Source organism: Bradyrhizobium sp. CCBAU 45394 (assembly GCF_028128655.1).
Taxonomy (GTDB): Bacteria; Pseudomonadota; Alphaproteobacteria; order Rhizobiales; family Xanthobacteraceae; genus Bradyrhizobium; species Bradyrhizobium diazoefficiens.
Genome location: NZ_LBIX01000168.1, coordinates 58,506 through 70,699, shown reverse-complemented (window position 1 = coordinate 70,699; position 12,194 = coordinate 58,506). Strand labels below are relative to the sequence as shown.

General features: G+C 64.6%; 12 protein-coding genes. 6 read left to right on the top strand and 6 right to left on the bottom strand.

Annotated features, from left to right (window positions below):
* Nucleotides 1-114: 114 nt before the first annotated feature.
* Nucleotides 115-399: a hypothetical protein gene (locus tag WN73_RS25330; protein WP_028171430.1), complete on the bottom strand. Its 285-nt coding sequence runs from the start codon at nt 397-399 to the stop codon at nt 115-117.
* Between the two features lie 338 nt (nt 400-737).
* Here WN73_RS25330 and WN73_RS25325 point away from each other — a divergent pair, with 338 nt between their 5' ends.
* Nucleotides 738-1,199: a host attachment protein gene (locus WN73_RS25325; protein ID WP_028171431.1), complete on the top strand. Its 462-nt coding sequence runs from the start codon at nt 738-740 to the stop codon at nt 1,197-1,199.
* Between the two features lie 30 nt (nt 1,200-1,229).
* Here WN73_RS25325 and WN73_RS25320 read toward each other — a convergent pair whose 3' ends face one another.
* Nucleotides 1,230-1,493: a hypothetical protein gene (locus WN73_RS25320; protein ID WP_028171432.1), complete on the bottom strand. Its 264-nt coding sequence runs from the start codon at nt 1,491-1,493 to the stop codon at nt 1,230-1,232.
* A gap of 292 nt (nt 1,494-1,785) precedes the next feature.
* Here WN73_RS25320 and WN73_RS25315 point away from each other — a divergent pair, with 292 nt between their 5' ends.
* The 3 genes from WN73_RS25315 (at nt 1,786) to WN73_RS25305 (ending at nt 4,043) form a co-directional block, all read left to right on the top strand.
* Complete coding sequence (locus WN73_RS25315) at nt 1,786-2,232, top strand: hypothetical protein (protein ID WP_011088070.1); 447 nt, start codon at nt 1,786-1,788, stop codon at nt 2,230-2,232.
* Nucleotides 2,233-2,330: 98 nt separating this feature from the next.
* On the top strand, nt 2,331-3,203 hold the full coding sequence (locus tag WN73_RS25310; protein ID WP_028171433.1) for a DMT family transporter: 873 nt from the start codon (nt 2,331-2,333) through the stop codon (nt 3,201-3,203).
* A gap of 96 nt (nt 3,204-3,299) precedes the next feature.
* A complete protein-coding gene (locus tag WN73_RS25305) occupies nt 3,300-4,043 on the top strand; it encodes a hypothetical protein (protein ID WP_028171434.1) in 744 nt (247 codons plus the stop codon).
* Nucleotides 4,044-4,115: 72 nt separating this feature from the next.
* On the opposite strand, the gene WN73_RS25300 is transcribed toward WN73_RS25305, so the two are convergent.
* On the bottom strand, nt 4,116-4,409 hold the full coding sequence (locus tag WN73_RS25300) for a hypothetical protein (RefSeq protein ID WP_028171435.1): 294 nt from the start codon (nt 4,407-4,409) through the stop codon (nt 4,116-4,118).
* Nucleotides 4,410-4,475: 66 nt separating this feature from the next.
* Nucleotides 4,476-5,921 (bottom strand): cryptochrome/photolyase family protein, encoded by a 1,446-nt coding sequence (locus WN73_RS25295; RefSeq protein WP_039184721.1) that lies wholly within the window; start codon nt 5,919-5,921, stop codon nt 4,476-4,478.
* 107 nt (nt 5,922-6,028) lie between these two features.
* Between WN73_RS25295 and WN73_RS25290 the strand changes: the two genes are divergently transcribed.
* The gene (locus WN73_RS25290) at nt 6,029-7,759 is read left to right on the top strand and encodes a methyl-accepting chemotaxis protein (protein ID WP_028171437.1); all 1,731 of its coding nucleotides are present in this window, start codon (nt 6,029-6,031) and stop codon (nt 7,757-7,759) included.
* Between the two features lie 125 nt (nt 7,760-7,884).
* On the opposite strand, the gene WN73_RS25285 is transcribed toward WN73_RS25290, so the two are convergent.
* Nucleotides 7,885-8,544 (bottom strand): peroxiredoxin, encoded by a 660-nt coding sequence (locus WN73_RS25285; protein ID WP_011088064.1) that lies wholly within the window; start codon nt 8,542-8,544, stop codon nt 7,885-7,887.
* Between the two features lie 392 nt (nt 8,545-8,936).
* Here WN73_RS25285 and WN73_RS25280 point away from each other — a divergent pair, with 392 nt between their 5' ends.
* Nucleotides 8,937-9,509: a hypothetical protein gene (locus WN73_RS25280; RefSeq protein ID WP_028171438.1), complete on the top strand. Its 573-nt coding sequence runs from the start codon at nt 8,937-8,939 to the stop codon at nt 9,507-9,509.
* Nucleotides 9,510-9,545: 36 nt separating this feature from the next.
* Here the strand turns inward: WN73_RS25280 and WN73_RS25275 are convergent, their stop codons facing one another.
* The gene (locus WN73_RS25275) at nt 9,546-11,411 is read right to left on the bottom strand and encodes an alkaline phosphatase family protein (RefSeq protein ID WP_028171439.1); all 1,866 of its coding nucleotides are present in this window, start codon (nt 11,409-11,411) and stop codon (nt 9,546-9,548) included.
* Nucleotides 11,412-12,194: the final 783 nt, after the last annotated feature.

Below are 12,194 nucleotides of genomic sequence, written 5' to 3'. Positions count from 1 at the left end.
TTTTTCTCTTTGATCTAGATCAGTTTTGGAATTGCTCCAGACCGGCCGAACAGGCGCGCGTGGACCATCCGCGATCTTGCAAAAGCGAAGGGGCCCCGAGGGCCCCTTCGAATGTTACCAGCGGCGATAGCCGTAACCATAATAGCGCGGGCCGTAGCCGCCGTAGTAGCGCGGCGGTCCATAATATCGGGGGCCGTAGTACGGCCGCGGGCCGTAATATCCATAATAGTTCGGACGCCAGAAACAGCGCCCCCAAGCATCGCAGACCATGCGGACCTGCTCGACGTCGGAGACCTGCGGGACCGCAGGTGCAGGCGCGATGGGCATGGCGGACGCCGCCGGCGATGCCGCGAGGGCACCGAACAGGGACGCGGCGACGAGGCCAATCTTCAGATTCATAATGTCTTCCTCCGCTTACGCGATGCAGGATATCGAAGTTGTTCTGATCAAATTGTGGCGGAACCGAAATGTAATGCTGATGAACAAATCTTCAGTCGCTCCGCCGCGGGCCTGATCCGGCTGTGCCAGATTACTGCAGCTCCGCGCTTCTGGCCATGTCGTGCTTGCCTCGCGGCCGCATCGCGGGACATCGCCACCAACCTTGATCCTGCGCAATTCATCTTCGGTGCATCCTCCCTAGTCTTGTCGCCGTGGGCCGTCCTTCGCGGAATACGAGGAGCGCGTTCGGCCGGTCGTCCGCATCGGTCCGGGGCCCACTGTTTGCTTGGAGCTGTGCAATGGACAAGATGAGAATCGACAAGGGTGACTGGTTGGTCGTGTGCGACGGGCGCAAGGCGCTCATTCTGGAAAACCTCGGCGACGAGATGTTTCCGAACCTGCACACCAGGGAGGTGCACGAGCAGCCCAATCCCCCGACGAGCGCACAAGGGAGCGATGCGCCGGGCCGATTGCATGGCGCAGCCGGCGGTGCGCGCAGCTCGGTCGAGCAGACCGATTGGCACGATGAGGCCGAGCGCGCCTTTCTGCGCGGCCTAGCCAGCCGGCTCGACGCCGCGGTCAGTTCGGGCGAAACGTCGGCCCTGACCATGGTGGCCTCGCCGCGTGCGCTCGGCATGATCCGCGCCGATTATTCGGACGTCGTGCGCAAGGCGCTTCAGGGCGAGGTGGGCAAGGACCTCGTCAAGCTGCCGGTCTACGAGATCGAGAAGCAATTGCTGCTGTCGGGCGCCGCCAGATAGGGACGCCCGCAGCGGACGCGCCGGCGCCCCTCAGAAGCAGGGGTGCCGGCGGCGGTCCTGGCCGACATAGGCGGCCGCGCTCTGGTAGCAGCGGTTCGTCGAGGGGCCGTCGTAATAGGCGAAGGTGCCGGGGGTGATGCCGGGGCCATAATTGTGCAGATAGCTGATCGGGTAGGGCAGCGGGTTGACGTAGGAGCGGTGGTACCGGTGATGTCCCCGCGCCTCCGCGAGACCAGGGGCTAGGATTGCGGCCGACAGGGCAGCAACCGCGGCTACAAGCTTCAACTTGCTCATCTCGATTCTCCGGAACCCGCGCGAATAGGTCGTCCGGTTATAGCCATTTCAGGCCGCCAGGACACCTGTCCGGCGGCCGGAAAACGGGGCCAGTCCCGCCGATTCCCGGGTGGGTGTGACAGAATTGCCGGAAGTGCGGCCGGACCCTGCCCATTTTTGGCCTTTTCGGGATGCTTAACGAATTCCCCACACAAGTATGACCAAAGAGAATTCGGTTTAGAATCCTGTTGCCGGCCCTTTGGGGGTCCTTCGAGGCCGGTCCCATTCCTGAAGGCTTTCGTCGTCCGCCGCCATGCGCATCACGCTTTTGAGCCTGCTGTTGCTCTGCCTCGCCGCCGCCACGCCGGCGCGGGCCGAGCTGCACATCACCCGCGACCATGGCGGCTATGTCGAGGAGTACAAGGCCAAGTACAAGCGGGTCCGCGAGAAGGGCGAGCGCGTCATCATCGACGGCATCTGCAATTCGGCCTGCACGCTCGTGCTCGGCATCGTGCCGATGAACAAGATCTGCGTGACGCCGCGCGCCAGCCTCGGCTTCCATCAGGCCTATTACGACAAGGCCTTCACCTTCGGCATCAAGGTCACCAGCTCGGAAGGGACGTCCGACCTGATGTCCTACTATCCTGACACGGTGAAGGACTGGATCCGCCGCAATGGAGGGCTCACCACCGACATGAAGAAGATCAAGAACGGCGTCGAGCTCTGGAAGATCATCGACCCCTGTCCGGAAGAATGGTGAGCGGCTGATCCGAGCCGCTGCCGCTCGTCGCAGCGCAGCATCGCTAGGCGAGAAATTCGCATTGCCGCATCGGCCCCCATGGGGCAATGAGGGCGGCAATGAACCATAATCAAGAAGCCCTGACCGCCCGCGCCGCGCCGATCCTGTTCGTCCTGCTCTGGAGCACCGGATTCATCGGCACCAAATACGTCATCAGCAACGCCGATCCCTTGACCTATCTCGCCATCCGCATGGCGATCGTGGTCGGCCTGATGGCGATCATCGCAGGCATTGCGCGGCCGAAATGGCCCGACCGTATTGGCATCGCGCACAGCGCGGTTGCCGGCATCCTCGTCCATGGCTTCTATCTCGGCGGCACCGCGATCGCGATCGCGCATTCGATTCCGGCCGGGCTCTCCGCACTGATTCCGGGCCTGCAGCCGATCCTGACCTCGACCATCGCCAACCGCTGGCTGGGCGAGAAGGTGACGCCGTTGCAATGGGCGGGGCTCGTGCTCGGCCTCGGCGGCGTGGTGCTGATCCTGCACAACCGTCCCATGACCGGCGAAGCCGGGCTCGGCTGGCTTGCCTCGGTGGTCTCGCTGATCAGCATAACGCTCGGCACGCTCTATCAGCGCCGTTACTGCAACCACATCGACTGGCGCGCCGGCAATCTCGTGCAATATGTGGCCGTCACCGTCTTCTTCGCGATCGGCGCCTTCCTGTTCGAGGATCGCGTGGTGCACTGGACGCGGGAGTTCGTGCTCGCGCTCGCCTGGCTCACTGTAGCGCTCTCGATCGGATCGATCGGGCTGTTGTACTGGCTGATCCGCCACGCCGCGGCGACGTCGGTCGCGAGCCTGTTCTATCTCGTGCCCGCCGTGACCGCGCTGATGGCTTACGCACTGTTCGACGAGAAGCTCGATGCGATGGCGATTGCCGGCATGGCGATGTGCGCGGCCGCGGTGTTCGTGGTCAACCGGCGCGTCTAGGCTGACGGGGCGAGGCGACGGCATACATCCCTGACGTGCGCGGCGCGCCGTGTTAGGCTGGCCGCATTTCAGCTTCCCTTTCACGCGGTGACCTCCATGAAGAAGGCGAGACGTGCGCTGCTCGGCCGGTCCCTGAAGCCGGTCCGGATTGCCTGCATCAACTACGCGGAGGAAACGATCAGCGGCCGCATGATGAGCCAGCTCACCGCGGCGCTCCAGAAATGTTACGACAAGCATTTCCTGCCGGTGTGGGGCTATCCGGTCGACCTTTATGTCACGAAAAGGCCGAAGCCCACCGATTGGCAGCTCGTCTATTTCGACGACGCCTCGCATGAGGGGCTGCTCGGGCGCCATGAGCTGACGCATCGCGGCCAGCCGATCTCGAAGATCTTCGTCAAGGCGCTGGGCGAGGAGCCCGTCAGCGTCGCGGCCTCGCACGAGCTGTTCGAGATGGTGCTCGACCCCATGGCCAATCTCTGGGCCGACAAGAATAGGAACACGCAATACGCCTATGAGGTCTGCGACGCCGTCGAGGAGGACTCCTTCCGCGTCGGCGGCTTCGAAATGTCGAACTTCGTCTATCCGTCCTGGTTCGAACCGTTCGAGCATCCGAGCGGCACCAAGTTCGACCACAAGGGAACGCTGAAGGAGCCGTTCTCGATGACCGAGGGCGGCTACGTCATCAAGAAGGTCAACGGCAGGCGGGTGATCAAGCAGTTCGGCTCGCCCGAGAAACGGCGGCGCTTTGCCATGGAGGACCGGCGCGGCCATCGCAGCGAATTTCGCGACCCGCGAGGGGTCCATCATCCGGGGCGGCGCGCAGCCAAGCGGCGAGGATAGGCTGTTGCGGGACGAAGCCTCCGGGCGCGTCCGCACCCGGAGGCTTGTTCGTGTCTGGTCTCGGGAGCGCGATCAGCGCTTGGCCTTCTTGGCCTTCTTTTTCTTCTTGGCGGCCTTCTTCGCGGATTTCTTCACGGCCTTCTTCGCGGTCTTCTTGGCCGCCTTTTTCGACGACTTCTTTGCGGCCTTCTTCGAAGTCTTCTTGGCCTTCTTCTTGGAAGCCTTCTTCGGCGCTACTTTCTTCGCGACCTTCTTGGCGGCTTTCCTGACCTTCTTGACGGCCGTGACTGCGGCGTCCTTGGTCGCATCCACGGCGGTGGTGATCGTCTCCATTGCCTGTTCGGTGATCGGCTTATCGTCGTCCATATCGTCCCCCACGGTTTGTATGGAGCGATGACGATAGCGGGTTTCAAAATTGTGTCAAAGCAACCCTCAACCTTTGCGGATCTTTGCGTAGGCGGAGAGCGCACGCTCGCGTCCCCGGGCGTGATCGACGATCGGCTGCGGATAGGTCTTGCCGAGCGTGACGCCGGCGCTCGCCAGCTCGATCGGCGTCGCCTGCCAGGGCTGGTGGATCAGCTTCGCCGGCAGTCCTTGCAGCTCCGGCACCCAGCGCCGGACATAGGTTCCATCGGGATCGAACTTCTCGCCCTGCAGCTGCGGATTGAACACGCGGAAATAGGGCGCAGCATCGGCGCCGCAGCCCGCGACCCACTGCCAGTTGGCGGGATTACTGCCGGCATCCGCATCGACCAGCGTGTCCCAGAACCAGGCCTCGCCATCGCGCCAGTCGATCAGGAGGTGCTTGACCAGGAAGGACGCCACCACCATCCGTACCCGGTTGTGCATCACGCCGGTGTACCAGAGCTCGCGCAGGCCGGCATCGACGATCGGGTAGCCGGTGCGGCCCCGCTGCCAGGCGGCGAGCGCCTTGGTGTCGCGCTTCCAGGGGAAGCCGTCGAAGTTCGTTTGCAGGTTTTCGGTGGCGAGGTCGGGGTGGTCGTGGAGGAGGTGGCGGCAGAATTCGCGCCAGCCGAGCTCGCTCAGGAACTTCTCGATGCCGGGCCCGAGCGCCGCATCCTCGGCCGCGGCGAAGCGCGCGGCGTGCCAGACCTGCCGCGGGCTGAGCTCGCCGAACCGCAAATGCGGCGACAGGCCTGACGTGCCCACCCGGTCCGGGCGGTCGCGGTCGCCGGCATAGCCGCGCGCGATCGTCTTGAGGAAGTCGCGCAGGCGCGCGCGGGCCGAGGCTTCGCCCGGCGTCCAGCGCTCGCGCAGGCCGCCCGCCCAATCGGGCTTGGTCGGCGCGAGCTGCCAGCTCTCCAGCCTGTCGCTCACGATCTTTGGACCCGGGCGCAGCTGCTTCGGCGCGGGCAGGGGTTTTGGCGGATCGCCGAGCGACAGCACGCGCCGCCAGAACGGCGTGAACACGCGCAAGCCCCGGCCTTCCTTGTTGCGGATCGCCGAGGGCGGGACCAGGAGGTCGCCCGGAAAGTTTTGCGAGTCCACGCCGAGCTTTGCCAGCTCCGCTTCGAGCCGCCGCTCGATCGCTTGATGCGGCGCTTGCGCGATCCCGTTCCAGTAGACGGCGCGGGCGCCGCTTTCGCGCGCCACCTCGGGGATCACCCCGGCCGCCGGTCCCTTGCGCAGGATCAGCGATCCGCCCCGCGCTGCGATCTCGGCGCCGAGCGCCCGCAGCGACTGTGCCAGCCACCAGCGCGCCGCGCCGCCGGGTGCCCGGCCGGCTGTGTCGTCGAGTACGTAGAGGCAAACCACCGGCGCACCGGTCTTGGCGGCGGCATGGAGGGCGGGGTGATCGGACAGGCGGAGGTCATCGCGGAACCAGACGACGATAGGCGGCGCGCTTGGTGTGGTCAGGGCGTCCTCGTTTACAATTTGTAAAGCATGGGGCGGCGTGAACCGCCGTTAATGCGGCCGTAAGCCCCTTGCACGATTATGCAGGAATTACGGGGGTCATTCCATTCATGTCCAGCCTTTCGACGGCGAAGTTCCTGCCGCAGTTCAAACTTGGCACCAAGGCCGTCCTGTGCGCCGTGCTGCTGATCGCCGTAAACACGGCGCTCGTGGTTGGCGCCGGCTATTGGTCGCTGACCAACGCCTTCAATGACCGCGCGCTGCGCGACATCGAGGTCAATCTGCGCACGCTGGCGCTGGCCTTTGCCGAGATCGTGCCCGACGCCAAGATCACCGTGCGGGATGGCGCGGTCGCGCGCGCCGAGATACCCAAGATGCCCGAATTTAGGGATCACGCCATCGTCGACCGCGCGGTGTCCTATGTCGGGGGCAACGCAACCCTGTTCGTGTTCGACGAGGCGAGCGGGCAGTTCGTCCGTCGCTCGACCAATGTGAAGAAGGAGAATGGCGACCGCGCCGTCGGCACCCAGCTTGCCGCCGATCATCCGGCGCAGGCCGGCTTGCGCCGTGGCGAGGCCTACAAGGGCCCGGCCGTTCTGTTCGGCAAGTCCTTCATGACCGCCTATTTCCCGGTCGCGGACGCGACCGGGAAGGTCGCCGGCATTCTCTACGTCGGCATCCCAATGGCCCAGTTCGAGAGCATGCTGACCCAGGCGATCTCGAGCATGGCCGCCGCCGCCGGGTTCGCCGCGCTGCTGGTTCTAATCCTCACCCTGCTGATCGTCCGCCGTGTCACCCGGCCGCTGACCTCGGTCACGCGCTCGCTCACGGCGCTGGCGAACGGCCAGAGCGATGTCGAGATCGATTGCGAGGATCGCGCCGACGAGATCGGCGAGATCGCCCGCACCGTCGCGGTGTTCAAGAGCAATTCGCTGGAGCGCGCCCGCATGCGCAGCGAGCAGGCGGCGGCTTCGGCTGCCGCAGTCGAGCAGCGCAAGGCCGACCTGCGCAACTTCGTCGAGCAGTTCCGCGGCAGCGTCGGCGGCATCCTCGACAAGGTGCTGACGTCGTCAGGCGAGTTCGAGCGGGTGGCGCGGCAATTGACCGACACCGCACGCTCGACCGCCGATCTGTCCGCACAGTCGGCCGGGGCGTCCGAGGACGCCTCCGAGCACGTGCGTTCGGCGGCGTCAGCCTCCGACGAGCTGAGCCAGTCGATCTCCGAGATCACCCGGAGAGTGCAGGAATCGAACGAGATCTCCGCCGAGGCGGTGAGGCAGGCCGAGGTCACCGACCAGCGCATCGCGCAGCTCTCCGAGGCGGGCACGCGCATCGGAGACGTCGTCAAGCTGATCACCTCGATCGCCGAGCAGACCAACCTCCTGGCGCTGAACGCCACCATCGAAGCCGCGCGTGCCGGCGATGCCGGCCGCGGCTTTGCGGTCGTGGCTCAGGAGGTCAAGACGCTCGCCGGCCAGACCGCCAAGGCGACCGACGAGATCTCGAACCAGATCGCCAGCATGCAGCTTGCGACCGAGGAATCGGTCGCCGCCATCAGGGCGATCAGCCAGACCATCGAGCGCATCAGTGGCATCGCCGGCTCGATCTCGGCTGCGGTCGAGCAGCAGAAGAGCGCCACCCACAACATCGTGGCCAGCGTTCGCGCCGCGGTCTCGGGTACGGCCGAGGTCGCCGTCAACGTCCGTCACGCCGCCAAGGGCGCAAGCGAGACCGGCGAGACGTCGAGCCGGATGTTTGCCTCCGCGCAGGCGCTGTCGGGCGAGAGCCTGCATCTGAAGGCCGAGGTCGACGGCTTCCTCGAGCGCGTTCACGCGGCGTAGGGCTCCAACGCGGTCATTCCGGGGCGGGGCGTCAGCACCGAGCCCGGAATCTCGAGATCCCGGGTCTGGTCCTTCGGACCATCCCGGGATGACTTTTGGCGGTCGCTATTCGCGACCGCCAAAAGTCACTTCGGCTGCGGCACGATCCGGATGTAGGGCTTCGGCTCTTTCCAGCCCTGCGGGTAGATCGTCTTGGCCTCGTCGTTGGAGACCGAGCCTGCGATGATGACGTCCTCGCCCTGCGTCCAGTCGGCCGGGGTTGCGACGCGGTGCTTGGCGGTGAGCTGGAGCGAGTCGACGACGCGCAGGATCTCCTGGAAGTTCCGCCCCGTCGTCATCGGATAGACCAGCACCAGCTTGATCTTCTTGTCCGGCCCGATGATGAAGACGTTGCGGACGGTCTGGTTGTCGGCCGGCGTGCGGGTGAGGGGATCGCCCGAGGTCGAGGCCGGCAGCATCTCGTAGAGCTTGGAGACGTTGAAGTCGGTGTCGCCGATCATCGGATAGTTCGGAGCCGCCCCTTGCGTCTCCTTGATGTCCTCAGACCACTTCGCGTGGCGATCGACCGGATCGACCGAGAGGCCCATCAGCTTGACGCCGCGCTTGTCGAATTCCGGCTTCAGCTTGGCCAGTGCGCCGAGCTCGGTCGTACAAACCGGCGTGAAGTCCTTGGGGTGCGAGAACAGCAGTGCCCAGCTGTTGCCGATCCAATCGTGGAACTTGATCTTCCCTTCGGTCGTCTCAGCTTCGAAGTCGGGGGCGGTGGTGCCGATCGGAAGTGTCATGGTTCTACCTCATCACATTGAATTTGCTTGAGAATTTGTCTCTGGCCGTCGCCGTCAGTATAGGGGCTTGGCGAGGCTAAGTGAACGTTGACTGAACCGCTTGAAGTAAAATGTGAATTCCTTCTCTGAAGAGCCGATCTCCTAGCACTTTTCTGTTACAGCGGCACCTGCGGCGAAACATCTCCACCGGGGCCTCACGGTCTCGATTGCCCCGATAAAGCCTTTTATGACCCGCATCACGCCCGCCCGACGCTCTCCGGAACCGAAATGGTCCTCATAGCGACTAATCGGCAACCATTGAGAAAAGTCGCGATCCCCGTATCGAATCATTAACCACCCCTTTACGCCCGCATGAAAATGCTGGTCGGTCAGAAGAAATCTGGAAGTGAACTATGTCTGCCGCTGCGCCTAAGTCTGTTGAGTCGCCGTCCCTCGAACCGTCCTGCCGCGATACCGCGGCTCATGCTCTCTCCATCGTGCGCGACGGCGTGATCACGGGCGAAGGCCCGACCACCAAGGGGCGGGTGCACTTCTCCCGCTCGCTCGATGCCGATGACACCGCCTGGTGCACGCGCATCCTGACCGCCACCGCCGTCAACGACCAGCCGGTCAGCCGCGCCGAAGCCGAGACGCTGTTCGAGATCAACGAGGCCGCGACCGAGCGCACCGACGGCGGCCGGTTCGACGACCTGCTTGCCAAGGCCGTGGCTCACTACGCCGCAAGCGCCTCGGGCCTGAAGGTGCCGCCGCGCAGCGTTGCGCTGTCGGCCGACACCGAGATCGAGAGCTGGGCGCCGTCCTATGCCTCCAAGGTCAACAGCGAGATGCTGGAGTGGATCGCCGGCCAGATGCGCGGCAAGCGCCAGAACAATCGTCGCCTGATGGCGATGGTGGCGACCTTCCTGGGCGCCACCGCGCTGCCTCTGGCGGGCCAATTGCCGAACGTGTTCGACATCGGCATGTAAATTTGCGTCTCTTGAAGACGCGAACAAGCGGCGGGGTTATTTCCCCGCCGTTTTTTGTTTGCCGGCGTCCGGCTCGAGTCCGAGCGTGCGGCCCGGGAAGCCGGCGGCGTCGAAATAGCGCTGGCTGCCGACGCGCTGGAGGTTGAGCACGGTCTGAAGGCCGTTCTCGGACATCTTCGACTTCTCGACGCCCTTGAATGCCTTCGGCACGATGCCGTTGGGCAGGGCCTCCGACATCACGCGGCCGATCAGGCCGCCGTTGTGTGCGCCGCGCAGGCCCATCAGCTGGGCGGCCGTCATGCCGACGTCGGCATTGCTGACCGGGATCAGGCTGACATAGCCGGCTTTGAAATCCGGTCCGATCGCGGCCATGAAGTTCATGGTGTCGCCGCGGCTGAAGCTGCCATGCATGCCCTGGCCCTGGCGCAGCACGGTGTCGGCGACCTGCACCGAGCAGTTGGTCGGCGCCTCGCCGCAATCGCTGGCATAGGAGCGGAAGTTGACGACGATCGACGGCGTCGGCGTCGCCGACTTGCCGCGCAGGTTGAGGCTCGACAGCGGCAGCGTGCCGGGGAAGCGGCCGAGCGAGTCCTCGACGAACAGGCCGGAGACGTAATCCTGCTCGAGCAGGGCCTTGATCGTTTTCGCCGCGAGCTTCTTGTCCTTGCTCGGCAGGTAGACCAGGTCCGAGCCGCCATTGGTGGCGACGACGAGGTCGGGCTTCTCCGGATCCTTGCCGAGCACGCCGTTGCCGGCCTTGGGATGCTTGTTGCCCTCGACCTTCGCATTCTTGTCGTTGGGGTCGAACAGCGGCAGCTCGAGCGCTTTGGCAAGGTCGAGCGCCAGGAAGCCCATCGGCAAGAAGTCCTTCGGCGTGTCGTCATAGCTGACCTTGGCCGACGGGCTGGTCTTGCTCTCCTTGGAGATCGTCGAGAAGCCGTGGTCGGCCGAGATGATGATGTTGGTCGAGGCGGCGAGCCCGAGCTCGTCGAGCGCCTTGCGGAGCTGGGCGAGGTTGTTGTCGGCGTTCCTGATGCCGGCCATCGAGGTCGGCCCGTTGATGCCGGGCATGATCTGGTTGAGGCTGTCGCCGGTGTTGTGCTGGCTGCCGTCAGGGTCGCGCGACCAGAACACCAGGACGAACGGCTTGTTGCGCGCCTTGAACATCGGCAGCACCACCTTGGCGGCGACGTCGGCGAAATAGGCCTGCTGCGCGACGTTGGCGACGGTGGTGCCGGGCGTCTTGGCATCGCCGGCCTTGCTGTTGTCGCCGCGCGGGGGCGTCGCAAGGGGCAGGCCGGCCTTGGTCAGCGCCGCCTTCACCTCGTCCGACAGCGCCACGCCGTTCTTGCCGCCGGTTGAGTCGTCGAACACGACCGAATGCAGGCCGGGCTTCTCGGGCTTGTCGGTGTGGTCGAACTGGTAGGTCGGGCCGACCTTGCCGATCGCCGCCGTGCTCAGCCCCTTGTCGCGGGCCATTTTCAGAATGGTCTCTTCGTTGAGATAGTCGCCCTTGAAATGCTCGTCGATGTCGCCGAGCACGGCGTCGTTCTCGATGAAGGGAACCACGGTGTCACCGGCGGGGACGGAGGTGTAGTTGGTCCAGATCGTGTTGGAGAACACGCCGGTGTCACCGAGATAATGGCCGGTCGACATCGCCGAGCCGTTGGCCATGGTGAAGGTCGGGAAGAGGGAATGCGGGTTCTTGAAGTTGACGCCCTTGTCGCGGACCTCGGCCATCGCGGGCGCCGTTTCAGGGGTGACCTTCAGCGCGCGCAGCCCGTCCGGGATGAACAGGATGAGGTTGCGGGGGGTGTTGTTTTGGGCGGAGGCAAGTCCAGCGGAAAGTCCGGTGGACAGCACTGTCAGTCCGGCGGACAGCAACACCAGTGAACGGCGCATCAAATCTCTCCTAACGGTGAGGCGGCAAGGCCGCGACCGCGGCCCTGCCATCGTTTAGTTTTGCTGGATGACAGTTTTGTTACAAGGCCTGTTACTAGTGCAAGAGGGATGGGGAGGGGGACGGCAACACCCTCGTGTCCCGGACGCGACGCAGCTCGTAGGATGGGTAGAGCACTTGCGAAACCCATCATGCTTCCCCGTAGACGAAAGGTGATGGGTTTCGCTTCGCTCTACCCATCCTACAACCCCGCAGACACACCTCCGCATCCTCGCGGCTTGTTTCGCCCGAGTTCTGCTTTGTCACTTCACCCTCATCAAGGAAAGAGGGCGCAGGGAAGGCCGGGAGCCGGCTGGCTCCCATTGACCGCTATGCCAAGAGCAGGTTGCGCTACAATGCACAGCGGGAAACAGGGCAACCGGAGACATCCCGGCCTTCCCTGCGCGGATGGTTGGAACGGCTTATGTCGTGAGCTCCCCGGGGAGCGATGCACTATTGCCCCCGTCGCCCTGCGGATGGCTGATGCGCGTACCCGGTCGGGCCGCAACATCACCGCAAGACTTGACGCACAGACCCGGGGCGTCAGGACCACACGATTTTGCCGTACGCAAGCTGCACCGGTCGTGCGCGCGACGCTTTTCGCTCACGGCTCTCCGCCCTGCGAAGCCTTCGCGCCAGTGAAGCCTGCGTCCACCGCTGCCCGGCCCGCGTGTCGTGACGATCGCGATACGCCCCTCTTCCTTGGGCCGGAGTGAATAATGTCTAACAAAAATCCGAATTCTAAT

What these genes read in the sequence shown, in the direction of transcription:
- WN73_RS25330 (WP_028171430.1), bottom strand. Translation starts at nt 399, where the DNA reads ATGAATCTGAAGATTGGCCTCGTCGCCGCGTCCCTGTTCGGTGCCCTC.
- WN73_RS25325 (WP_028171431.1), top strand. Translation starts at nt 738, where the DNA reads ATGGACAAGATGAGAATCGACAAGGGTGACTGGTTGGTCGTGTGCGAC.
- WN73_RS25320 (WP_028171432.1), bottom strand. Translation starts at nt 1,493, where the DNA reads ATGAGCAAGTTGAAGCTTGTAGCCGCGGTTGCTGCCCTGTCGGCCGCA.
- WN73_RS25315 (WP_011088070.1), top strand. Translation starts at nt 1,786, where the DNA reads ATGCGCATCACGCTTTTGAGCCTGCTGTTGCTCTGCCTCGCCGCCGCC.
- WN73_RS25310 (WP_028171433.1), top strand. Translation starts at nt 2,331, where the DNA reads ATGAACCATAATCAAGAAGCCCTGACCGCCCGCGCCGCGCCGATCCTG.
- WN73_RS25305 (WP_028171434.1), top strand. Translation starts at nt 3,300, where the DNA reads ATGAAGAAGGCGAGACGTGCGCTGCTCGGCCGGTCCCTGAAGCCGGTC.
- WN73_RS25300 (WP_028171435.1), bottom strand. Translation starts at nt 4,409, where the DNA reads ATGGACGACGATAAGCCGATCACCGAACAGGCAATGGAGACGATCACC.
- WN73_RS25290 (WP_028171437.1), top strand. Translation starts at nt 6,029, where the DNA reads ATGTCCAGCCTTTCGACGGCGAAGTTCCTGCCGCAGTTCAAACTTGGC.
- WN73_RS25285 (WP_011088064.1), bottom strand. Translation starts at nt 8,544, where the DNA reads ATGACACTTCCGATCGGCACCACCGCCCCCGACTTCGAAGCTGAGACG.
- WN73_RS25280 (WP_028171438.1), top strand. Translation starts at nt 8,937, where the DNA reads ATGTCTGCCGCTGCGCCTAAGTCTGTTGAGTCGCCGTCCCTCGAACCG.
- WN73_RS25275 (WP_028171439.1), bottom strand. Translation starts at nt 11,411, where the DNA reads ATGCGCCGTTCACTGGTGTTGCTGTCCGCCGGACTGACAGTGCTGTCC.